The sequence below is a fragment of the Microbulbifer maximicatervae (SeqCode) genome, from assembly GCF_052467695.1.
On the sequence record NZ_CP174320.1, the window covers coordinates 787,711 to 812,688 of the forward strand.

Annotated in this window: 17 protein-coding genes; 6 read left to right on the forward strand and 11 right to left on the reverse strand. The window is 48.3% G+C overall.

From position 1 onward, the window contains the following. Positions 1-114: 114 nt before the first annotated feature. The 3 genes from parC to ACJJI8_RS03355 form a co-directional block, all read right to left on the reverse strand. A complete protein-coding gene (gene parC, locus ACJJI8_RS03345) occupies positions 115-2,364 on the reverse strand; it encodes a DNA topoisomerase IV subunit A (protein WP_444934268.1) in 2,250 nt (749 codons plus the stop codon). A gap of 376 nt (positions 2,365-2,740) precedes the next feature. Further along, the gene (locus ACJJI8_RS03350) at positions 2,741-3,277 is read right to left on the reverse strand and encodes a hypothetical protein (RefSeq protein WP_444934269.1); all 537 of its coding nucleotides are present in this window, start codon (positions 3,275-3,277) and stop codon (positions 2,741-2,743) included. A gap of 122 nt (positions 3,278-3,399) precedes the next feature. Beyond that, positions 3,400-6,447, reverse strand: a complete 3,048-nt coding sequence (locus ACJJI8_RS03355; RefSeq protein WP_444934270.1) for a hypothetical protein — start codon at positions 6,445-6,447, stop codon at positions 3,400-3,402. Positions 6,448-7,168: 721 nt separating this feature from the next. On the opposite strand from ACJJI8_RS03355, the gene ACJJI8_RS03360 reads away from it, so the two are divergent. Then, positions 7,169-7,774, forward strand: coding sequence for an ABC transporter ATP-binding protein (locus ACJJI8_RS03360; protein ID WP_444934271.1), 606 nt, complete (start codon positions 7,169-7,171; stop codon positions 7,772-7,774). Further along, positions 7,771-8,571 (forward strand): ABC transporter permease, encoded by an 801-nt coding sequence (locus tag ACJJI8_RS03365; protein WP_444934272.1) that lies wholly within the window; start codon positions 7,771-7,773, stop codon positions 8,569-8,571. The genes ACJJI8_RS03360 and ACJJI8_RS03365 overlap by 4 nt, the downstream gene beginning before the upstream one ends. A 70-nt stretch (positions 8,572-8,641) precedes the next feature. Here ACJJI8_RS03365 and ACJJI8_RS03370 read toward each other — a convergent pair whose 3' ends face one another. The 4 genes from ACJJI8_RS03370 to ACJJI8_RS03385 form a co-directional block, all read right to left on the reverse strand. After that, complete coding sequence (locus ACJJI8_RS03370; RefSeq protein WP_282931129.1) at positions 8,642-8,947, reverse strand: hypothetical protein; 306 nt, start codon at positions 8,945-8,947, stop codon at positions 8,642-8,644. 292 nt (positions 8,948-9,239) lie between these two features. Beyond that, positions 9,240-9,647, reverse strand: coding sequence for a GFA family protein (locus tag ACJJI8_RS03375; protein WP_413663447.1), 408 nt, complete (start codon positions 9,645-9,647; stop codon positions 9,240-9,242). Between the two features lie 392 nt (positions 9,648-10,039). Next, positions 10,040-15,238: a DUF748 domain-containing protein gene (locus ACJJI8_RS03380; RefSeq protein WP_444934273.1), complete on the reverse strand. Its 5,199-nt coding sequence runs from the start codon at positions 15,236-15,238 to the stop codon at positions 10,040-10,042. A gap of 100 nt (positions 15,239-15,338) precedes the next feature. Then, positions 15,339-15,467: a hypothetical protein gene (locus ACJJI8_RS03385; protein ID WP_444934274.1), complete on the reverse strand. Its 129-nt coding sequence runs from the start codon at positions 15,465-15,467 to the stop codon at positions 15,339-15,341. 29 nt (positions 15,468-15,496) lie between these two features. On the opposite strand from ACJJI8_RS03385, the gene ACJJI8_RS03390 reads away from it, so the two are divergent. The 3 genes from ACJJI8_RS03390 to cobB all read left to right on the forward strand — a co-directional run bounded on the left by ACJJI8_RS03390 (position 15,497) and on the right by cobB (position 20,200). Further along, on the forward strand, positions 15,497-17,779 hold the full coding sequence (locus tag ACJJI8_RS03390; protein ID WP_444934275.1) for a slr1591 family oxidoreductase: 2,283 nt from the start codon (positions 15,497-15,499) through the stop codon (positions 17,777-17,779). Positions 17,780-17,986: 207 nt separating this feature from the next. Next, positions 17,987-19,294, forward strand: coding sequence for an NAD(P)/FAD-dependent oxidoreductase (locus tag ACJJI8_RS03395; protein WP_444934276.1), 1,308 nt, complete (start codon positions 17,987-17,989; stop codon positions 19,292-19,294). Between the two features lie 195 nt (positions 19,295-19,489). Continuing rightward, positions 19,490-20,200, forward strand: a complete 711-nt coding sequence (gene cobB, locus ACJJI8_RS03400; RefSeq protein ID WP_444895995.1) for a Sir2 family NAD+-dependent deacetylase — start codon at positions 19,490-19,492, stop codon at positions 20,198-20,200. On the opposite strand, the gene ACJJI8_RS03405 is transcribed toward cobB, so the two are convergent. Beyond that, the gene (locus ACJJI8_RS03405) at positions 20,197-20,760 is read right to left on the reverse strand and encodes a SixA phosphatase family protein (protein ID WP_444934277.1); all 564 of its coding nucleotides are present in this window, start codon (positions 20,758-20,760) and stop codon (positions 20,197-20,199) included. The two genes, cobB and ACJJI8_RS03405, sit on opposite strands and share 4 nt — an antisense overlap. A gap of 169 nt (positions 20,761-20,929) precedes the next feature. Continuing rightward, a complete protein-coding gene (locus tag ACJJI8_RS03410) occupies positions 20,930-21,406 on the reverse strand; it encodes a DNA binding protein (protein WP_282931121.1) in 477 nt (158 codons plus the stop codon). A 550-nt stretch (positions 21,407-21,956) separates the two neighbouring features. Between ACJJI8_RS03410 and ACJJI8_RS03415 the strand changes: the two genes are divergently transcribed. Beyond that, positions 21,957-22,403 carry a CBS domain-containing protein gene (locus ACJJI8_RS03415; protein WP_282931120.1) on the forward strand — a complete coding sequence of 149 codons (447 nt, stop codon included), beginning with the start codon at positions 21,957-21,959 and terminating at the stop codon, positions 22,401-22,403. Positions 22,404-22,414: 11 nt separating this feature from the next. Here the strand turns inward: ACJJI8_RS03415 and ACJJI8_RS03420 are convergent, their stop codons facing one another. Together ACJJI8_RS03420 and ACJJI8_RS03425 are read right to left on the reverse strand one after the other, a co-directional pair. Beyond that, a complete protein-coding gene (locus ACJJI8_RS03420; RefSeq protein WP_444934278.1) occupies positions 22,415-24,256 on the reverse strand; it encodes an SLC13 family permease in 1,842 nt (613 codons plus the stop codon). Between the two features lie 128 nt (positions 24,257-24,384). Beyond that, entirely contained in the window at positions 24,385-24,975 is a 591-nt protein-coding gene (locus ACJJI8_RS03425) for a hypothetical protein (protein WP_413663455.1), read from the reverse strand. Positions 24,976-24,978 lie beyond the last annotated feature (3 nt).

Here is a 24,978-nt window from a genome sequence, read left to right on the forward strand (position 1 = left end):
GCTCATTATAAGCCTGCTTATTATTTCATCAATGTGCGAGTTATCAATATCCCAAAACCCCATTAAAAAAGGCGGTCACTAGGACCGCCCTTTCGACCTGCATCCGGGATAGGCCTATTTCTCCAGAACCTCGATCTTATCGACCTTCTGGAAGCCCCGGGGCAGCTTGTTGCCGCGCCGGCCACGCTCGCCGCGATAGTGATCCATCTCCGAGATCTTGATCTTGGTATGGCGCTTACCGGCGTGAACGACCAGCTGGTCCCTGCCCTTCAATACGGCAACACCAATGACCACCTCTTCGCGGGCCGCAGCTCGGGCCGAAGTGATATTGATAATCTTGTTGCCCTTGCCTTTGGACAACTCCGGCAATTCGGTCACCGGGAATACCAACATGCGCCCCTCGGTGGTCACCGCTGCCAGCAGAACGTCATCGAGGCTCTCCAGCAATTGAGGGGAAAGCACCTGAGCCCCCTTGGGCAGGGTCAGCATGGCTTTACCCGCCTTATTGCGCGACTGCAAATCAGAGAGCTTGGCGATAAAGCCATAGCCCGCATCGGAAGCCAGTAACACTCGCTGCTCATCAGGGCCCATCAACAAGCCCTCAAAGGTGGCACCGGAGGGGGGATTAATACGCCCGCTGAGGGGTTCTCCCTGCCCTCGTGCCGAAGGCAAAGTGTGGGAGGCAATGGAGTAACTGCGACCGGTGCTATCGAGTAATAACGCGGGCTGGTTACTCTTGCCCCGCGCGGCAAAACCGAGACTGTCCCCCGCCTTATAACTGAGCGCTGCCGCATCAATTTCATGGCCCTTGGCCGCGCGAATCCAACCTTTTTCAGAAACGATAACGGTGATGGGATCTGAAGACAGCAGCTCTGATTCACTAAACGCCTTGGCCTCTTCACGAGCCACAATCGGGGAACGGCGATCGTCGCCAAACTCTTTGGCAGCAGCTAGAAGTTCTTTCTTGATCAGGGTTTTGAGGCGGCGCTCGCTGTTCAGGGTTTTGGTGAGGGTATCTCGCTCTTTTTCCAGCTCCGCCTGCTCGCCGCGAATCTTCATCTCTTCGAGGCGCGCCAACTGGCGCAGCTTGGTATCGAGAATGTAGTCCGCTTGGATATCCGTGAGCTCAAAGCGATCCATCAGCTCCTGCTTGGGCTCGTCACAGGTACGGATAATTTCGATCACTTCATCAATATTGAGGAAGGCAACCAGCAAACCTGCCAACAGGTGCAGGCGCTTCTCAACTTTATCCAGACGGAACTGCAGACGACGGCGGGTGGTAGTGGCGCGGAAAGTCAGCCACTCCCGCAGGATTTTATCGAGGGACTTCACCTGCGGGCGCCCGTCGATACCGATCATATTCATATTGACGCGGTAGTTGCGCTCAAGATCGGTAGTGGCAAACAGGTGATTCATCACCGATTCCATATCCACCCGATTGGACTTCGGCACAATTACCAGGCGCGTCGGGTTTTCGTGATCCGACTCATCGCGCAGGTCGCTCACCATAGGCAGCTTCTTCGCCTGCATCTGCTGGGCAATCTGCTCCAGGATCTTGGCCCCGCTCACCTGGTGGGGCAGCGCAGTAATGACGATATCGCCGTCTTCTTTGCCCCACAGGGCGCGCATCTTGATAGAACCGCGACCGGAGGTGTAAATCTTACGGATATCATCCCGTGGCGTAATAATCTCCGCCTCAGTGGGCATATCCGGACCGAGAATATGCTCACACAGCTCTTCCACTGTGGCCTTGGGATTTTCCAGCAGCTCTACAGTCGCGTTGACCACTTCGCGCAAGTTATGCGGGGGAATATCCGTAGCCATACCCACGGCAATACCGGTGGTACCGTTCAATAGAATATTGGGCACCCGCGCAGGCAGAACGCAGGGCTCATCCATGGTGCCGTCAAAGTTGGGCTGCCAGTCCACAGTGCCCTGACCCAGCTCCGACAGCAGCACTTCCGAATATTTCCCCATGCGCGACTCGGTGTAACGCATCGCGGCAAAGGACTTGGGATCATCCGGCGAGCCCCAGTTGCCCTGGCCATCAATCAGGGGGTAGCGATAACTAAACGGCTGCGCCATCAGTACCATCGCCTCGTACACCGCGCTATCGCCGTGGGGGTGGTACTTACCGATCACATCACCAACGGTGCGCGCGGACTTCTTATACTTGGCAGTATTCTTCAGGCCCAGCTCACTCATGGCGTACACGATACGCCGCTGTACAGGCTTAAGGCCGTCACCGATATTCGGCAGGGCGCGGTCCAGGATCACATACATGGAGTAATCCAGGTACGCCTTTTCGGTGTACTCCTTTAACGGCAGGCGCTCTGTGGCCTCATAAACAGAGGTGTCGGTCATACAGCACTCGTTATTTTGTTCGGAAGGGGCGGATTATGGCGGACTGAGGCGGGAGGTTCAAAGGGAGCTGACGGTAAAGGGCTATATCATTGGCTCGATTCGAAATTTGTCGCCTGTGTTTGGCCCATATGAGCCAGTTAGAGAGCATCATATAGAGCCAAAGGCTGCCATGCAGCCCAACGGGTATCTTTATCGCCAGGGACCATTTTGCAGAACATTAACATCAGACGATAAAACAGAACCACGATGATTTACTCAAGAAGAAGCTTTAAATAACGGATTACTTCCAGCGAAGCCCTGCTGTAAACCACTTGATTACAGTAAGAATTAGTTGACCCAACAGCTTAAGTGTCTCAATTTATATTAGCTATTACCTTTAATAATCATTTACATTCTGTTCAAAATATGTCTTGAAGAAATCTCTTTTCATAACCTCTTTGCCAAAATATTTTTCTGACTCAGCCAAGGCTCCATCCATAGGCATTCCATTTTCTACATGCATCAGGAAACTCCTCAAAAAAATCTGTGTATCAATACTTCTAAAAAAGATACCTTCATCTCTATCATTTACTATTTTTTTAAAATCTGAGTAAGATTCAATTTTAGAAAGTAAATCTTCAGCCAATGTATAAGCCAATTGTGCTACCTCACCATCAAATGAGCATCCAATACGATACTTTGCATCTATAAGCTCATCTGAATACAAGCCGACTTCAATTAGCTTTGGATAATCCGGGTTATATCGGCCCTGAGGAAAGCAAAGCCACTTATCATATATTGGGGAAATCACTTTATGATCTATACAAGCGTAATAACCCCAATTCCAACTCCTACTATTACGAATAATTCTTAAATATTTTGTAAGATGTAGAGTTGAACCTAAAGGAATTTCTTTATACTTAAACTGCTTCATTGCTGGCCGCCCCTACACAAAAAACTCAAACAATTAAAATTGGGAACTAAATTAAAAAAAGGGATTGCGGCAATTGCGCAATCCCCCTTTCATATTTACGTACCCTCAAAGAAATAGGACTTTTACAGAGGGGTCGTACAGGTAGAGTAATTGCGAGACCTGAGACGATGCGCAAAAATCAGCTCGATATCCTTGATTGCTTCAACATCTACCAGTGGACCGTAAATATCTTCTAATAAGAAGGATAAACGCCAGCCTGTTGCCGCAACACTGCGCTCTTTGAATAAATCCGTAACTGTATTGATAGAGCCTGCTCCAGATCCAAATACATCCAAAGCTGCACTCATAGATACACGATAGCTATTGTTAACAGCGGCCAGCTGGGAAAGCCCTGCAGTATCCCAGAATAATGCACTGTAAGTATTGAACTCTCCCTCAACACCAGCAGCGCCGTCATCCCTGGTTATTTCATAACCAGGGAACCGGTCCCGCACAACACTGGCACCGCCATAAGTGAGGTATGCAGGCGTTTGTGATTCACCACTGATGCTATACAGGGTGGGGATATTGAGGCCTATTGTTTCAATCTTATCCATATAGGACCCACCAACAAGTAAACAGCTCGATCCACCCTCCTCAAGGAACATCGGACCAGTAAAGAAGTTACTACCAACCGGTTCTTTCACTGTGCTGAACTCGATTGTTACCCAGGTGTCTGACCCGAAAGTGCGCGCCAGTAATTTCAGCTGCTCTTGGAAAGCCTCCCGGGCACTTAAGCGGGGACCACTTTGTTGATTTGGATCTGGGTGCAGGTAGGTTTGCGCAATACCATTAACATTATCGATGTAACCAAATACCTCTTCTTTTATCGAAAAGGTATCAGTTAATTGGTCCAAAGCGGCTGTACCAGGCCAATCAAAATCCATCATGATACCGTAAAGATCCCACATATCCTCAGCATTACGCAGATGGAATACAGACTCTTTACTAATATCTAAATTGCGAATAACAAATGGTCTTTGCCATTTGTACTCAAGGGCCTCAGCAGTATAAAGAAGCCATTTTTGTGCTTGATCGAAATCGTTGGCCGCTTTCAAGACCTCTTTTGGGACTCGACGTGAATGAATCAGGTCCGCAAAATAGCGCTGAGCTAATTCTGGAGCATCATTGATTATATCTGCAACCATGCGATTAGCTTGATCCAGAATCATAGGTAGACGCTTGGATTCCTGCACCAATGTCGCCTCACTTTGTGCAAGTTCCAGAACAATGGCATTTACTTCAAACCATAGGCTTTCCAATCTATAACGACTACCAGCTTCTAAAATTTTACCGCTGCTATCGTAGAGTTTTACACGGTGCTCAGCTGCCAGGGCAGTATTCGCATCCTCTAGCAAAATAAAATCACCCAAAGCATCAATGGTGCTGTTAAGCGTATTCACATGATCTGCGAAGTCACTAACAGCATCCCAGCTACCATCCATATAATCCTGGGCGGCTGTAGACAAAGATTCAAACAATACGGTACGGGATTCGAGCGCATCTTGCCTCTCGCGAAGGCGACTTATTTGAAGGCCAAGCGAGTCCTGTTGCGAACGATAATCCAGAACTATTTGCTCAAAGCCATCTTCAACACCGGCATCCAGTGCTAAGCGCTCCACTTCCGATTGGATTGTTTCCAAACGGTTATTTAGTCGCTGAAGACTTAGCTTCATTGAAGCTTGGATATTCGCTACATTTCGCGACCAAGAGGCTACTTCACTGCTATTCCGGGTATCATCAGTTACATACACACAGCTCTTTTCATAGCAGTTATCGATAAATGTGGCACCCAACAGGCTATATATACGATTAGATAATAGTTGGTGGCGCCCTGAATAGGCCTCTGTTAATGCCTGGGTATTATGGAGGTAGTTATCATAATCCAACTTGGCAGAAGCAAGACTACTGTCCGCCTGCACAATAAAACCTGTGTCTTCCCCATCGAGGAACTGACTCAATATATTGAAAGAATCAAAATGTGTATCGCTGCTAAAGCCATGTGGCACAGCTAACTTCGACATACCGAGGAAGTTGGTATCACCGGTAAGCCAGGACATAGCATTTTCCAGCTGATCAAGTTGAAAATGCCACTGCTCTACCGCCTGAGGTAAACCGGAATGCGAAGAGACTTCAGTAAAATCAGTGTCGGAGAATAGAGTGCGTAACTCAGCTTCCTTGGCTACCAGAGTATTCTGCAGAGATAAAATCTCATCGATCATTTGAGTAGACAAGGAAGAGTTAAGTTGGTCTGACTCTATCAATAAACCTGCCTGCTGTACTTTTACAGCCGCGAGATTACCCATTAACCGGTACAGCAAGGTGATATCTTTGTACTCGCCGGGCAGAACACCGGCTGGGGCGACATCGTTTTGGGTATTTGTTACCGAATCATAATATCGAGGGCTAACTTGCCCCCGAGAACTGGTCAATTGCTGCAGATAAGTGGGCGTATTCTCTACAAGAGCCACATACTCAACGAAAGCACTATTGAGCAGGGTAAAGGCATTCCCGACATGCTCAATTTCAATAGTAGCCAGCTCTCCATTCAAACGACTGGACAGCGCCTTATCCAGAGCAATATTGGCGTGAACAATTTCTGCGACCGCTCGATCGTAATAGAGATCCAGTAACGACTGTTGCAGGTCTAAATTCGTGGGGTATAACTCTAACTGTTCATAAATCAGAGCTTCAGCAACAGAAATACGTGCACGCTCAGGATCGCCATATAAATCAGAAAACTCTTTGGGAGAGACACTGCTAAGATAGCTATTAATGACCTCTTCAGATTTACCATCCAAGCTATACATTAAATCTAAATAACGGAATGCTGCATTATCGCGAGAATAAACCCCACCTTGCGGATCCTCTGCCTCAGCACTTACTGAATCAGCTTCGTTATAATAGAGCTGCTTACGAATAGCATCTACTAGCAGCTGACTTTCTACTTGAGTACCAATTCCAGTAGAAAACTCCAGTGCATTAGCTCCATCTAGTTTTGATGCAACTATCAATTCACTGCCAGACAACTTATCTGTGACTCCAGATTCGCCTCTAGCAGGAGAGTGCAACGACAGCCCAGCAACTAGTGCCAGTCCCATAACTGCTGTCGATTTCGACGAGTATTTCATTTATTCCCTTCCTATATTCTTATAATTTATCCCTTTAACCTGCTACATCTATCCACATACGATCATCGCAATAAAACAATACAACAATACAACAATACAACAATACAACAGGATAAAATTCGCACGCCTTCTAACATGGCAATTACTTTAATTCAACAACAAAAATTTTCCAACAACCCGCATTACCACCAAATTTATTAATTAAATAAATTCGCATATAGCAGGGGCAGATATACATGTTAAATATATTTACAGAAGGGCTCGCGTATAGCCCGAGAAACATCATTAAGAAAAATGCAAAATCTATAACTTATATCGCACAACCCACAAACTTAATTTAATGCTCAACAACTCACCACATAAGAATCTATATTATCCTGACTATAAACATGATTTTCATAAAGTCCATAATGGATAGTCTTAGAACATAAAATTTTCGATTCAGCTATGTTGAACAACTCAAAGTAGTGCCTATAAGAAATAATCATATTTTGGTCACAACTATATAGGAAAACATCAGAAAAATAATTAATTTTCTCAACATGGTTCCTTGTTAAGCAAGAAATACAATTTCTTATATTGATATTTTTTTAAACGATAGAACCAAATGAAGGTTTCTTATCCACGCAAAAATTATAAACATTCAATAGAGCTATAAATACTTCACTCAGAGCACCAATGCGGAGATAATTATTGGTATCCAATATCTATAAGGCTATCCATGCCGGACCTTAAAATCAAAGATCTTTCTATCGGCACCCTGCAAGGCGCGAGTTTTACCCTAAAACCCGGCTTAATTACTTGCATATCCGGTCAATCTGGTGCAGGTAAAAGCCGATTACTTAGAGCCATAGCAGATCTGGAATCTCACGCAGGTGATATATCCCTGGGTGGAAAATCTCAAAATGCTTACCCGGCACACCAGTGGAGAAGCCATGTGATGTTGGTTCCTGCACAGACTGCCTGGTGGGAAGAAACTGTCGGCGATCACTTCGCAACCCCCATGAATGATGCACTTAAACTTCTCGGCTTTCCTGAGGACGCGGTAAAGTGGCAAGTAAATCGACTGTCTTCGGGAGAAAAGCAGCGCCTGGCTCTTATTCGCGCAATATCCTATAAACCTCAAGCGCTTCTTCTAGATGAGCCTACGGCCAACCTAGACGCCAAATCTGCGCATGAGGTAGAGCAATGGCTGACAGGGCTCATTGAGGAGCACAAGCTACCTACGATTTGGGTAGCTCATAGCCAGGAGCAGATTCGAAGGGTAGCTCACCGCCACTTGGCCATTGTTGATAATCAACTGGAAGAACAGGAGATCCGTCGATGAGTGTAATCGACCTATCCTGGTGGCAGCTGTCTTTGGCAGCGGGGTTGGTATTGGCTCTAGCCGTATGCACTCATGTAGCGCGGCTGCAACTAAGTAGATCGTTAATTGTTGCCGCTCTGCGCACGGCTATCCAGCTCACCCTGGTAGGACTGGTACTGGAAACCCTTTTTGCAGTTGGCACCCTACTTTGGGTGGGACTTCTGGCTTTGGCAATGCTGCTATTTGCCGGGCAGCAAGTGGCAGCTCGACAAAAGTATCGTCTGCTCGGTGGCTGGAGTTTTGCCGTAGGCACTTTATCAATGCTGGTGTCCGCTTTCAGTATCACCATATTGAGTTTGGCCGTACTGATTGGCCCTACCCCCTGGTACCAACCCCAGTATTCCATTCCACTTTTAGGTATGTTGCTGGGGAATACAATGACTGGTGTTGCCCTAAGCCTGGACCGTCTAACAGAAAGTATGCACCGCTCCAGGGATATTATTGAGAATCGCTTGATGCTGGGGCATACCTGGCAACAAGCCAGCTTGGAGTTTCGGCGGGATGCGATGCGTGCAGGATTGATGCCGACAATTAATTCCATGGCTGCCGCTGGGATAGTATTTTTACCGGGAATGATGACAGGGCAGATTCTCTCAGGCACCTCCCCTACAATTGCCGTCAAATATCAAATCCTGATTCTTTTTGCGATTGCATCAGGCACCGGTTTCGGCACTTTTCTCGCTGTTGCCCTGGCCTCAAGACAGCTCTTTGATAAGCGGGAGCGCCTGCGCACTGATCGCCTGATTAAAAATGTCTAAAGTCTGTGGAGAGATGATTCGATCGAAGGAAGGAGCGCTGGACACCTGAGAACCAGCGCTCTATTAACCTTTAACGGCCAAAGAATAAGATAGCCCCGGCGATAATCAGACCTACCAGCAAGGCCCATACACCCCGCAGCATCAGCGATCGGGCATATTCCGCCTCTTTGTAACGCAGTGCATAAGGAATGCCGGTAATCGGCCCGAGGACGATCGTTACAATCCCCCAAACCCAGCGCTTGTTACCCAGGGCCGTCAACGCAGCCATCAGGCCACCAAACCAGCATAAAGTTACGCCAATTACAATTACCACCAACGCCAGGATGGACCACCATTGGTTGGCCAGGAAAATTTCTACAATTTGGGTTTCAGTCATGGAATTTAGCCAGTCCGTATTACCTTCCGATTACATCTTAATGCTCTCGGCACCTTAAAAGATTAGGTGCTTCCAGAACGAGACATCCGGATACCAACGCAAAGATGCTAAAAGAGCCGCCGCAGTGAGTGAAACCCATGCAGATGACCCTTTTGGTACCCTTCTAAGCTGAAATCACCATTGAGGAAAGCGGCGATACAGCCCTAGGACGCTATAGTAACCCTAAAGTGAATCCCGGGCGCATATTCCGTCTTGACTAAAAGATACCCATAGAGATAGCGAGCACTCACTATCATGAGTACTCAGTAACTATCTCCAGCCCCGTGATCTTCTGGGTATCGTTGGCAAATTCGTAGTAATCCGGCTTTTCATCGATAAAGATTTGATGGGTCATTGTTGTCTCGGCCGGAAGATCAAAGATCCCCGCTGGCACTGAGTATTGGGAAGTTTCCTTTAAGCGATAAAAGAGGTGCGAACCGCACTTTGAACAAAAACCCCGTTCAGCCCAAATTGATGAATCAAATACACTGACATGTTCCTCACCGGTAATCTCAACACTGGTTTGACAATCCACCGCCAACAGAGGACCACCGCCCCATTTTTTGCACATACCGCAGTGACAAACCCCCAAATTTGAAGAGGGTAAAGATGCGCTAATTGTCACTGAACCACAGAGGCAACTTCCGTGTACTTGAGTCATTTTTTTACCTAAGTATTTCTTACTTCAGAAAATCAATATCAAAATCGGGAGTGGAATCTACCATAGAAAACTAATCAGCCATTGATCAAAATCAGTAATATTGTAAGCTTCATATCGCAATGTGAAATAGTGCACAAACCTCCCAAGAAATAATCACTCCGCAATAAACAGCCAATAAACAATAAATCACTGCTTATTCAGCTCACCACACTAAACTCATCCTAACATCTAAAAAGTTAATGAAAATCCTATGATTTTTTTCAAGACAGCTAAATATGTGCACCTTATCAAGCAACATTAACGCTTATTTACTGGGATTCAGGCCAACTTATATATTCCCCGAGAGAACCCACTCAGCAACCAGGCATTACTTGAATTATTTTAAATAAACTCTAATTCGAAAATTCCACCCTTGGATCACCAAAATCCTTACCAATATAGTCAGGTGCGCAAGGGATTAATTCTGAAGCCTCTATTCCTGCATCAATCAAATACTTTTCGACATTTCGGCTTCGCTCCATTGCCAAATTTTCAAGTTCCTCACGAAGTTCCAGAGATGGGTTTCGGTAAAAAGCAACCTGGGCTCTTCCGCTTCTACTCATACCTGCCATGGAATAGGGGTATAGGGCTTGCCAGTCCCGGGCATTAGAGATGCCGCATACTCCTGGCCGTGCGTCAGGGTTCTTAAGTAAAACAAAGACCATACGCTGTAGTTGTGTCAGTGCTAAATTAGTTAATTTTGCACTGCCAGGTTCAAAGTCAATAGACGCAAATGATTTCGTCCTGAAACGCCCCCAGGCATAACGTGCTAACAAATAAACGCCATAGGGAGTCAAATAGCTTATCAAGGCATCTATAATTGCCTTTTGTAGCAACTCACTAAATACAAAACTAAAGGAGAACTTGGGATCGCGAATATTACCGCTAACAGGCATGCCAAACTTGATATCCCCCCGCCCGTCTTTTAGCAACCATAGAGCAATATTCAAGGGAATCAGCGTGGACTTCACCGGTAGCTGATCATCTTTCCGCACCCGGCGAACTTTTAGTTTTTCCAGTCGTATATCGGCAAAGCCATCGAGTTCATTTTCAAATACCCGAATATTAACTACCGCATCCCCCTGCCCTTGGAGAATTTTGTAACCCAACAACTTGGCCATATAAGGCGTAGCAGGTATCAAATTTACGCTGGTGAGATATCCGGTAAGATCAGCATTCCATTTTTTATCTCCCAAGTAATCTACAGTTCCCCCTATCTGGACCTCACCAAATCCGCCAGGCCTTCCATTAACAACAATCACCGCAGGAGGGTGTTCGGCCAAGTTACTTAAATCACTGAGATTAAAGTTGATATCCCGGACCGGTAAGCGGGCCCTGAATTCATCTTGATAGTCAACCCAACTAAAAGTGCCGTGTTTTAGGTAGAGGTCACCGAGATGATAAAGTAGCGGTGGGCTGCCCTCCTCCCTGAAAGCAAACGTGTCAATGCCACCAAAGCCTCGCAGCTCATTAATTTTTCGGGCTACCGGAAACTTCCCCGATAAATCCCTTAAGAGAATAAATCGAGGGCGCAGAAAGTCGATAAAACCTATAGTGAGTGTTTTCTTAGGGCGGTAATAGCTCAAACCTTCAACCCACAGGGACTTAAAATCAGCTATCCATCTATGGCGATCAAAATCCAAACTATCCGGGTTTCTCTCAAAAAAATGAAAGTGAATTGCTTCACCACTGGCAAAGCGCCATTCGGTATCGGTAAAGAGCAAATGCGACAAGGTTATGCTCTCACCGTGCACTAACTCTTCCCCAGAGGGTGAAAGTAAAGTGATGCCATTGACCCTTACAACAGCAAGTTCTGCCCCCTGACCACGGCGGTAGTTTCCCTCCAGCATTAAACTCGAGAAGCTGAAGCAATGATCTCCCTGATCCAGATAACCACTGGGAAAACATCCTGCAATTTCCTTAAACTGTAAATCCTTGAAATCAACCCCCTGCCGACTGATATTTAAGTGCCCGGCCCCCATACCGGATACAGATAAAAGTTTAAGTGGCAATTCCTGTGGAAAATTTTGCTCATGCAACTGTACATTACTTATTTTTATCCCAGAAAGGATAAGCTGCCTTCCGCCAGTGCCATTAATACCTTCTGCCTTGCCAATACTAAAGGCCCCAAATTCATAACAGGGCGCTATCTTTTCGTCTTTTAATAGTCCCCCTGGCATACATCCCCTCGCACCAGAGGCTTTCGCCAAAGATTCCCCTTGCAAGGAGATATTATCAATTTCAAATTTTGGTATTTTCAGTGGCCCCAAATTTTTCCTGGGTATTGATAGCCCAACCAATTCTACAGAACCTTGAACTGACCAGGGGTGTGACAATTTGATTTTCTGTAATCCCGGCATTGATAATTTGTCAACCCCAAAACAATGGTGGGAGTCACCTGCCCTGGCCCGACTCAGCTTATCGACAGTTACTGCAAGCCCCGAATCCCGCGTACACACCCGGATATTCTGCAAGCTTAGATTCGACACCGAGAACTCTGCACCGCTATCCCAGATAAATCGACTCCAACCCAAGCTCTGCACACCGGCTTCTAAATAGCCGCTACCCTTTTGCCAAAACGCGATAGGCTTACTCTTTAATGGTCCTAAATCCAAGCGGGGGGCGCCGGAATCTATACCCAATTTTACCCAGGAATCACCAAAGCTTATTTGTGGGGTCTCAATGCAATCGGCAAGCCCCATATCTTCATTATTTTCAGAAGAATAAGACCTCAACCCACAAAGCAGAACATCATCGACATTGAGCCCATAAAAATCGAGTGTATTGGAGGAAAAAGACGTTCTCTTCGTGAATACTCGCCCCAGTTGCAACATGGGTACAGTTTCGAAGTCCTCCTTAAATTCCACTTCTTCGATCGACCAACCGCTTTGCCCTAGCGAATGGATGTCTTGCCCAAATACACAGGTCGGTATCGATTTATACTTCTCCGCTAGCCAGGGAAGACACAAGGTTACTCTGTCAGCAGCAACATCCTGCAATGCAATTTTTGACTGGGTAGGCTTTTCCCGGGACCACAGCAACTCTAGCTTTGGTATAAGTACACCCCCAAGGTCAAAAACATTCTCGCCAGACAGGTTTTTCAGCTGCACGGATTGAATTGCTGAGTCATCCATATTGGCAATTAGATTGCGTTGGCTAAAATAAACGAAGGAGTAATCTCCCAGTGAAAGGCGCTCAACATCTACACAGTGAATATTTAGTGAACTCACTTGCCTACCGCCGGGAAAGCAGCCACTCAACTGCTCAGCATTTGCACCGGGCAAAGCGACATAAGATTCAGAGTCTGATGTACGTCTATGTCTTATCCTGGCAAGGGGTAGTTCTATCTTTTTTAAGTCAAATAATTTCCTGCCCCCCTTTGTCTTTGCTTCAGCACTAATCACGGAGATTTTTTTTACAGAGAGATCTATCCCCTGCTGCCAAGATATAAAGAGTGGCTCCTTTTGCTCTAATGAGCGGATATCAAAGCAAACTGGCAGATATTCGTGGCTTTTGTTGGCGCGATAAAATAACCTTTTCCAACCTTCAGTGAGACAGCCAGCCAGTTTCTTCAAAACAAGTTTTTTTAGCTCCAGGTTTGGGTTTTCTATGCTGGCCATCCCTAAGTCGTCAGGATTTTTATCCGCATCAATATTTTGTTGATCCAGTCTTCCTTTTTCGGTGCCGTAATTATCATCACCAACTCCTTGAGGAATACCCGGTAACTGACTGGTCGCCGCCCAAGGATTATTTGTAACCTTTCTTTTAAATAAGCTATCGCCACTTTCAAACTGCTGTATCAGTAAGCCATTTCCTGCACCCGCGGAATCATTTAGAAGTAATCGGTGAAGGCGCAGTTTTCCCAAAATGGCATAGCCATCTTCACCTCTCTGCCAAGCAAAATGTCCCCGCCCTGAAAAGCTGTTTAAACGTGCGCACAAAGGCTGCCAATCCGAGGGGAGAAAGTCCTGCGGCAAACACCCTGATAGTGACTGGATAAAAAAGTCCTGAACAGATAGCGGGCCGTTACGACCTATTGTATCAATGGCCTGCCAGCGTAGGTCCTGTAGCTTAGCTCTGGGACGGCCTCTGGCACCTATTGAAAATTGAGCCAATTGCAGAGGACCGCTGGAAAGCCCCCAATCAATATTGTGTTCAGCAGAGCCGAACTGAAAGGCAAACTCCTCTGTACTTTTGAGACCAACCATAGAGACACAGTGATCGGGCTTCTGCCACAGACCGCCCGGTACACACCCATTGGCTGTTTCAATCGCAAGGTGGGCAAAAGATAATATTCGCGTTTTGGCATAAAACTGAAGAGGACCAAATACACCATTATTAGCCCTGATGGGATGGCTGGTAGATCGAGCCATATCCAAGAGGTAGCCTCGATTAATTGAACTGGCTCCTGTATTTATTTTTAAGCGATCGTTCCAGTCAAAAACCGTTTTTTCCGGCAGGTCTAAATTAGCCGCTCGCAGACACAGGTGGGAATTGGCGTTACGCAGATGTCGTGGACACCAATCAAATGCCTGGGCAAAGCCTCGACTCCATCCCAAGCGCTTTTTCGGGCGCTCAAAATTAAACTCACTGATGCTAATAACCCCGGCCCGCCAATCCTGCCAAAGGCGATCACTGTGCCTCAGTACAACACTCTCACCATTGAGCTGCCGCCACTGGGCACGAGCTTTGCGGCCAAACCCGAATTTCATATCACCTTCTGCGGCAAGCCGGCGGGCGGAGGCGCAATGTCCAATCAGGCTTTGCAGCCCTGCTATTGCATCGGCCCAGCGCTGTGGCGGGCATCCTATAAAGTATTCCGCAGTAAACTTGTTAAGATCTGTATTGAGACTCGGCCAGGAAAAATTGACCTGGGTTCCTTTCAAGCTGCCTATCACCGTGTTGTATCGTGATTTACCTCTCTCCCAGGCCAATAAGTCACCGACCTGTAAATCCCCAATAGCAATATCTACATTCAGGGGAACATCACCTTTGCGCCATAATGCCAGCGTGAATTTATCGGTTTGGAGTTTGCCGATGGCTGCGCAGGTAGCTTGGCTCCAAATAGGCTTGTGCAGGTAGCAAAGTTCGCTATCTCGTATCTGGGCGCGACCGATAAGCAGCCTGAAATCGCGATCCTGCCGCGCTCCGCCTCCAAGATTCCAGCCACCCACCTCCCACTCCCGGTACAGTTCACCCGGGTAAGACTGCAGGTCCATATAGGCACCGCTCACCGATGCCTTGGGTAAATGAGCTCGCCCCCATAACAATTGCCACCAGCTGTAATCGAGCATTACCTCATGAGCAGAGAATCCCCGCCCTTCGCGATTCTCAGCTTTTACATCAATCGCTATAACACTTAGATTCAGCAGCGATACGCGCAAATGATCCACATGGAATTCAAGGCCTCGCTCCTCCATCCAGTCGCCAGCTTTTACCCGCACCCAGTTTGCTGCCCACCAGTGAAGAACTTCCACCAGCAATAGCCCAGCTAGCAGCCACCAGATTAAGCGGCGGAAAAAGGCACTCTGAGAAGCGGGCTCTGGGGGCATTAGAATTAAGCGCCAGAAAATGAATTTTATGCAGATTACAACTGCAATTAGGCCCATACAGTAAAGACCAGCACCTGGGGATTTTTTTGCCTTGGCGCTGCTATTCGCGATAATAAGCAGCTGCGTCGTCCATTCGCTCGCAGTCAAATGCGAACTGTCTACTATTTATCCAGGGGTGTATTTGCGCGGCGCGGAAGTTTGGGAAGCCAGTATCCTTACCGCCTCTCATTTTTTCTGTTACCCAGCCAGTGAGTAGACATGCAGGAGCATCCAAACTACCAGGACATCCTTTTGGTCGGCGGCGGCCATAGCCATGCTATTGTGCTGCAAATGTGGGCCATGAACCCTCTGCCAGGCGCGCGTCTGACCCTGGTCTCTCCCCAAGTGCAAACCGCCTACTCCGGTATGTTGCCCGGAATGGTTGCAGGCCATTACTCCCTGGAAGACACTCATATAGATCTTGCCAGACTCTGCCGGGCCGCTGGTGCCCGCTTTATACAGGCCTGTGCACACGAAATTGACATCGATAATCGCACCGTATCCCTATTGGGTAGACCTCCCATAGAGTACGACCTGCTCTCTTTGGATGTCGGCGCGACTCCCGCCCGCGAGTTACCGGGCTCCGAATTGGCAATCCCGGTAAAACCTATCGGGCATTTCTACCGTTTCTGGCAAAAGCTGCAAAAACAGGTTGGTGAAAACACCTCACCTTTCCGCTTGGGAGTTGTCGGCGGCGGTGCCGGAGGTTGCGAGCTGTCGATGGCAATGGCGCACGCTCTACAAGATGCCGTTAAGAAAAAGCAGGTAGAGGTTCACCTGATTCATGGTGCCGCCGCAATTCCCCAGGGCTATCCAATCAGAGCGCGCAAATTAATCTCAAAGGAGATGCAAGAGCTAGGGGTTCAGTTACACCATAACTGGACCGTTAATGAAATTACCGAACAGGGTGTCGTTAATGGGAGTGGTGACTGCCTGCCCCTCGATCAGGTAATACTCACCACCAATGCCTGTGCTCCCCCCTGGCTGGCCAACTCGGGCCTGTCCCTCGATGACAAAGGCTTTGTGGTGGTGGATCAAACACTCCGCGCCCAGGGGCGGGAAGACGTTTTTGCAGCTGGTGATGTGGCCAGTTTCGCTCCAGAACCTCTACCCAAGGCTGGGGTTTACGCCGTTCGCCAGGGGCCTGTTCTATTTCACAATCTGCGCGCCTCCCTGACCGGACGCCGCTTAAAACAATACCGGCCACAAAAAGATTTTCTCAGCCTGCTCTCCTGTGGTGGCAAGCGGGCTGTGGCAGTTCGAAATGGCTTCGCCGCTGCAAGCGGTCTGATGTGGCGATGGAAAGACTCTATCGACCGCACATTTATGCGACGCTTCAGTGAGCTGCCAATGGACATGGCTGATCACACTGCCAAAACCAAAGACATCGTCGACCAGCGCTCAGGCTCTTCTCTATCTCCTATGCGCTGTAATGGCTGTGGCGCAAAAGTTGGAGCCGACATCCTGCGCCGCACGCTGGCGACCCTTCCGGATCAGCATTCGGAATACCTGTTAAAGGGCGTCGGTGATGATGCCGCAGTTATGGACCTGCCGGCTAATCATTTATTAGTGCAGAGCTCCGACCAACTGCGTGCACCTGTAGATGATCCGTGGATATTTGGTCGCCTGGCGGCTCTGCACGCCCTATCCGACCTATTTGCTATGAATGCTCGACCCGCCACTGCACAAATCCTTGCAACCCTGCCTACGGCTGCAGAGGAAATTACCCGGCGAGACCTACAGCAGTTGCTCGCGGGAGCCATCCACGAGCTGAACCGGCACCACTGTGCCCTATCTGGAGGGCATACCGCCGAAGGTTCTGAAATGCTAATGGGCCTAACCGTCAATGGATTTTCCGAGCGGGAGCAACTCCTGGAAAAAACGGGTGCCCGTGGGGGAGACTGCTTGATCCTGAGCAAGCCATTGGGCGTAGGCACTATCCTGGCAGCAGAGGGCGCGGGTGAGGCTAAAGGCCTATGGTTGCAGCAGGCGCTGGAAACCATGTTGCATAGCAATGCCGACGCCGCAGAGATATTTGCCCGCCACAACGCCAATGCGCTGACAGATGTCACCGGCTTTGGCCTGCTAGGCCACCTATTGGAAATGCTCGGCCCTGAAGGGTTAAGCGCGACACTGATCGCTGAGAATCTACCACTAATCTCCGGCGCCGCCACTTGTATCGAGCGCGGATGGCTATCCAGCCTGCAACCGCAAAATGCCAATGCCTACGCCTTTGTGGAAAACCCCCAGGAGTGGCAGCGGTTACCCCAGTGGTCGCTGATTACCGATCCACAGACTTGCGGGGGACTCCTCGCTGCTGTTCCTATTGAGCAAGCCGAAGCCTGCGTGGGCGCACTGCTAGAGCGCGGTTACACCCAGGCGTCAATTATCGGTGTAGTGAGGGACTCACAGAATCCAGAAGTGAGCGTACACTTGCGCAGGTCAGCAGACTGGCGAGCGCTAATTTCACAGGACAACGAGACTGTACCAGGCCAGGTTTAAGGATTTTGCGAAACCGGAACAACAACCGGTTATGAGCTTTGTATGATTTCTATTGAGAGAGGCCTTCACCGACTCTGTTAACTTGTCATCTGTCTTTCAGCGCGACATACTGGCGCTAGAAAAAACATCGGTGACATATTTCCCGATACCAAAAAAGGTCTTCACAGATTGGGGAGTCGGCTTTTAGCAATCGACAGGAAGACCCCTATGAAAAAGATCGTCATTATTGGCGGCGGTGCCAGCGGCCTGCATTTGGCTACACGGCTCGGTCAATATTTTTCTTTTACCCCTTTCTTTAAGCGCCGCCGCAAGTCCCCCGCTGCACAAGTTACTCTGGTTGATCAAAATCGCACCCACCTGTGGAAACCACTGCTACACCAGGTTGCCTCCGGCGCATTGGATGCCAATATGGATGCACTGAATTATCAGGTGCATGCCCGCATTCACGGCTATGAATTTCAGTTGGGTAGCCTGCAGTCCCTGGATCGTGAACGACAAGTAGTCGGGCTCGGACCTGTTAATGATGAGGACGGTAGCGAGTTAGTACCCGCACGGGAATTGGAATACGATTATTTAGTACTGTGTATCGGCGGGCACAGTAACGACTTTCATATCCCCGGCGTCAGAGAAAACTGCTTTTTCCTGGATAGCAGCAACGAAGCACAAAAATTTCACCAAAACCTTCTCAATCGTTTCCTGCGGCTGGAGACACATGTTGATGATAAGTTAAAAGTGGCAATCGTTGGCGGCGGTGCAACCGGTGTAGAACTCTCTGCTGAATTGGTGGATGCCGTAAAACAAGTCGGCAACTATGGACGCATTCGTCCCAATGCGATGGAAATCACCTTGATAGAAGGGGGTGAGCACCTACTCCCAGCACTACCAAAACGAATTGGCAATAATGCTGAACGCGAACTGGCCAAGATGGGGGTTAATATCCTTACCGGCCACCATATTGCTTCAGCAAACGAACGTGGACTTACCACCTCCTGTGGCAGGGAACTCCCAGCCGCAATCCGAGTGTGGGCTGCCGGCGTCAAAGCTCCGGGATTCCTCACCCAGTTGGATGGTCTCAGTACCAACCGACTCAATCAAATCGAAGTGGAAACTACCTTGCAGACCCAAACTGACGCAAAGATATTTGCCATGGGGGACTGCGCCAGTTGCATTGACGGCAATCACCAGCGAGTGCCTCCGCGCGCCCAGGCAGCACAGCAAATGGCTACCCTGGTTGGCGACAATATTATTGCCCTATTTGAAGATAGACCTTTGCACCATTTTTATTATCGCGATCGAGGCTCTCTGGTATCCCTCAGTCAATACACTGCCGTTGGCAACCTGATGGGGGCGCTGGTTAAAGGCAGTCTTACCGTAGAAGGGCGCCTTGCTGGCCTTGCCTATCGCTCGCTCTACCGTATGCACTTGGCGGCAATCCACGGCTGGCCGAGAGCTATGCTGCTCTACCTAATCGGACAGGCGAACCGGTTTGTGAAGCCGAAGCTCAAGATGCACTAAAGGATCAATCCCATGAAGCTAAGGGAAAAATAGAAAGTTAGTGCAAAATTAACTAATAGTGCTACCAATAAACCCTGCACATGGAAGTGCCAGGGCGGTAACATTATGAGTCAGGCCAGCCCATCAATTAAGACCTCTGAGCTGAATGCGAGCTCCTCTGAAGATCCAAGCAAAGCCCTTGTGTGAAAATATAAAATGAAAAAACAGTATCAAAAAATCGTTGTACTTACCGGCGCAGGAATTTCAGCTGAATCTGGCATAGGTACTTTTCGCGGCGCCGATGGCCTGTGGGAAAACCATCGCCTGGAAGATGTCGCAACGCCAGAGGCATTTGATCGCAATCCGGCACTGGTACATAGATTTTACAATGAACGCCGCCAGCAACTGCTATCTGCAGATATCCATCCCAACCCTGCCCATCTCGCCCTGGCCGAACTGGAACAGAAATTCCAAGGGGATTACTTACTGGTTACTCAAAATATTGACAACCTGCATGAGCGCGCGGGCAGTGAGCAGCTAATTCATATGCACGGAGAGCTACTAAAAGCACGATGCCGTAGGAGCGGAAAACTATATCCGCTCAATTCGGATCTTTCGATAGCTGATACCTGTAGTTGCTGTCAGCAGGCGGGAAACCTTCGCCCCCATGTGGTCTGGTTTGGAGAAATGCCTCTGGAAATGGAAACTATCTATCAGGCGTTGTCCGATTGCGACCTATTTATCAGCATTGGCACATCTGGAAACGTCTACCCAGCAGCGGGATTTGTCGAATGTGCCAATCAGGCTGGAGCTCACACAATAGAGTTGAACCTGGAGCGCAGTAGTGTCGGCGATGCCTTCAAAGAACACCGCCACGGACTGGCGTCACAGGTAGTCGATAGTTTTATAAAAGAAATTATTAATTAAGGTGACTCTGAAACTGCATTTTCTGTCTGCGAGGATTTCATCGGGCCATAGCGCTGTATCAAAGTGGTTACTCCCTCATTATCACGCACAAGGATATAGAGTCGGTCAAACTCACTGGCCTCTCGAATGGGTCGCCCTTTTTCACCGCCGAGCAATTCCGCCAGTTTTGGAGTGGTATTGCTGTGCCCAACCACTAAAATTCTATTTCCCGCCTGCTGCAAAGAGTTAGCAAATTCTTTTAAATCTCTGGGGTTATAAATTTCCACTTCAAGCCCCAGCTCTTTTGACAGTGGCTCAACCGTTTCCCGGGTGCGGTTGTAGTCAGTGCTATAGATAGCATCTATACCCACTCCCTCAAGAATATAGGCGAGTTGCCGTGCACGCTGCTGGCCCGCCTCAGTCAAATGAGGGTCGCGACCCACCCCGGGCCCTTTCTCTTTTTCTGCATGGCGTATTAAGTAAATAACCTGAGACTCAGAAGAGTCGGCTAAAACCCAATTTGAAGCCCCAACCAGAACAAAAAGTGTACAGAAAATAAACAACTTAAGTCTTGAAAGCACAGTATAAACTCCCAGGTAAATAACGGGACAGACATATGCTGAATATAATAAGGTAAGTAAAGAGAGGATGCGGCGAAAATGCCAAATAATGCGATGAATTAAAATCGAACGATTTTTGAAAAAATATTTGATGCCGGATATCCGGCATCAAATTAGTGGTCATCCAGAATTAGATTTTCCACTCTTTTACGGTGTCCAGGCCGTACTCATCAATCCACTGGCTCAGGGCCTTAGGATTACGCTTTTTCTTTTCAACAGTAGCGCCGGTATACGGGTTGCGATAGTGACCAGTTTCCAGCTTGGGCTCTGCTGCCTTTGCTGCCGGTGCTGCACGACGGCCGCGACGGGGGCTGTCACCTTCCTTCTTGAGGTGACGGGCAACGCGAGCCTTCAGGGTTTGTACGTAGTCTGCAGGATCTTCATCGCCCAGCTGTGCTACCAACCACTCAACGATTTGCTGGCCACGGGCAACGAAGAACTCCTCTTCATCCATGTGGTATTCAGCAGCAAGGTTTACCAGTGCTTTATCATAGGCAATTACGCCATCTTTCTTGCGTTCAGCCTGAGCCATTTGCTCTTGTAACTCTTCGATTCTTGCCTGATGTTCGGCGATTTGTTGTTCAAGTTGTTCGTATTCCTGAAACATTCAATAAACCTCAACGACGGTTATTAAAAAACACAGAGATATATCTGTGGCGCTGGGCGACACAGATTGTTATTTCGGATATACCGTGTAAAAAATCAACAAACATCATGGCTGGCCAATGGCAAGCAATTTAGTGATGTTTAGTCCGGCATATTATGAATTGCCCGATATACATGAGTAGATACCACTACACATCGTGTAGTTCTGGTGTTAGGTATATTCGGCAAATACATTATTAAAAACTAGCCGATTTCAGCTCGGTTCGGCAAACACTCCGAATCACTGATTATATTTTTCGACTGAGGTCGCGAATAATAATCTTTCACCGGCAAATATCAACCATTTGTGTCCCTACCTTTGAATATAATAGGAATAATTCAAAATAAGGGCTAAAAAGTGTAACAAAGGCGGCCATATCTGCAATCTTAAAAGGATATCCCTAGGGAGCGCAATTAGCTATATTGTAGCTGCAGTCGTCAATTGCAAATTAGTCGCTGTGTAACGGTAATCGAGCATATTGCCAAATACAATTGGATACCCAGATCATACTATGTCCACTCACAATAATATCCACCATATACCGACTTTGGCCGCTCTGATGACGCCATTTCCCTACCATATCGATATCAATGCCACGGTAGAGGATGCTCTGGCAATGATGGAGGAGCACAAAGTACGCCACCTGCCGGTAACACGTGCGGGCGACTTGGAGACGGTCATTTCCCGAGGGGATATCGAAAGAGCCAATGCACCGGGACACCGCCTAGAAGAGCAGCAGCTCTATGTACATGACCTATGTGCCAGACGTCCCTTTATCGCAGATATCCACGACCCGCTGGATAAAATTCTCTTAGCTATGGCCGATACCAGTATTGGCTCTGTGCTGGTTATGCGGGAAGGCGAGCTGGTTGGAATTGTAACTGTGACTGATATTCTGCGCTTTTGTAGTAAGTTCATGGCAGAGTTGGCCCAGCCGGTAGACGATTCTATTGCTTAAGCTCACCGCGATTACAAGGGCCAAACCCAAAGCAACATAGGGATACTCACAACCAGTACCAACAATTCGAGTGGCAGCCCCATTTTCCAGTAATCACCAAACTCAAAGCCCCCCGGTCCCAGAATTAAGGTGTTATTTTGGTGCCCAACCGGCGTCAGAAATGCGCAAGAAGCTCCAATTGCGACAGCCATTAGGAAACTGTCCGGGTTCACCGCCAGTTGTTCTGCGGTGCTCATGGCAATTGAACACATCACAGCCGCAGTAGCGACATTATTCATAAAATCAGACAGGGTCATGGTAACCACCAGGATCAGCCCCAGGGCCAAAACAGCACTACCCTGAGCCAGGACATCCAATAAAACCTGAGCTATCAGGTCGGCAGCTCCCGTTGACTCCATCACATCGGCAACCGCAATCAGAGTGCCCAATAGCACTACTACGGACCCATCAACTGAGTCATAAACATTTCGCAACGGCACTATCTTCAACGCCATAAAAGCCAATACACAGGTGGCAAACGAGATCGCGGCTGGTAACAGGCCAAATGCTGCACCCGCGACACCAAGCACCATCGCCAGTAAGGCAATGGCCGCCTTCTCCTTGTTGGGGATGCTAATATCCCTTGAGGCCAGAGGCACACAGCCTTTTTCCCGCGCAAAGCTATATAAGTTTTTATCAGCCCCCATCATTAACAAAGCATCGCCGGCGAGTAATGGTGTCGAACGCAACCGGCGCACCGAGCGGCGCCCCTGGCGCGAGAGTGCTAGCAAGTGAATCTGGTATCTCGCTGCGAGGCGTGAAAACCTCATAGGGCGTCCCACTAAAGGGGAGTCTGGCATAACAACCAACTCCCGCAGCTGCATTTCGGTACGATCCGCCAGTGCTTTTATTGGGGGCTTATTCTGAGAATCACTCTCGGTATTATTGCTGCCCGATTGTCGAGCCTTACCCGATGAATCTGCCCCAAGGGCTCCCACTGTTTTCAAACTGAGATTGGACAAGCAGGTGGCAAGGCTCTCCGGCTCCGCCTCAATGACCAAAATGTCACCGCTATTTACTTTATGCCAGGGAGTCGCGGGAGACACCCTGGCATCATTGTGTACGACACCCACAACTTGGGCATCTTCTGTTCCCAGCATCTTGGAAATTTCACGTAGATTCTTGCCGGCAGCTACGCTTTTTTCCTCAACAAGTGCTTCTGTTAAATATGTGCCAGTTTCAAAGGAGGAGGCCCCCGTTCGGTTGCGCGTAGGCACCAAGCGCCATCCAACGAATGCGATAAACAAAACTCCGGCTATCGCAACTGCCAGACCCACCGGGGTGAAATCAAACATACCGTAACTACCGGCGCCAGAATCCGCCCGAAAACCGGAAACGACCAGGTTTGGCGGTGTACCTATCAGTGTGGTCATTCCCCCCAGAATCGTTGCAAAAGACAGGGGCATTAAAACCCTCCCCAGTGCCACTTTCTGTTTCTCGGCCATATCCACAGCCACAGGCATTAATAAAGCCAACGCGCCGACATTATTCATAAAGCTCGATAAAAACGCGCCGAGTCCAATGAGTAACAATATGGATACTGAGATACTCCCGCTTTTGCGGACAACTCGTTGAGCAAGTGCATCCATTGCGCCGGTATTTTGTAAGCCGCGACTCAGGATTAACACACAAGCTACAGTCACGACCGCTGGATGCCCAAAACCAATAAAAGCATTTTCCGGGGGAATCAGACCGGTAAAGACACAAGTCAATAAGGCTGCTATAGCAACCATATCGTGGCGCCACCGCCCCCATATAAACAGGGTTATAGTGACACTTAAAATAATCAGGATTAGTAACTGGTCAACAGTCATGGAGAAAGATATCCCTGAATATAAAAGCTGCTCAGATTTCTGTTCAGCTATCTATTCAGGGTATACCCGGGAAACTACATGGAGCGCACTTCTACGCCATAACCCCAGCTACATTAGGGGTACAAAATTCAGGAGAAAGTAACTGCCCGCTCTTCCAATGGATAAAACTGAGTACCTACTTTAATACAAACCCTGGCAGTACTGCAGGAGAACCAACCTCTATATCCAGTGACCTGAATATTTCTATAGGTGCCAACCATCGCCTGGCGCAAGCGTTGGGCCCAAGGTCTTAACTTTTCTCCATCGTAGCCGGAACCACAGGCACAAACATGCAAATTAACGAAATTAGCGGGAAGCCCCTCTTTAACCAAGGTATCTGCTAGCTGTCGAGGCGTGTAGGTTTTCCACTCTCCTCCTTGCCAGTTAGGCATGCCGTTTACATATACTTTTTTCTGCTTGTTGTTACTCGTGGAGCGCTCAGCACCAATAAATTGTCCATCCCCGGCACCCGTGCCATGGGTTACGATGTAAAGGGTATCGGCAGGGTTCAGCTTACTCAAACACTGGTTCACCCACCGATACATGGCTTTTCCAAAACCGGAGGTTACTTTATTGGCCAGGATTTGATTCACCGGTATGCCCCAGGCTTTCGCCAACCCCTCCGCATATTCCTGCATTTCATCACTATTTATCGGGATATAGATATATTTTTTAGCCACGTT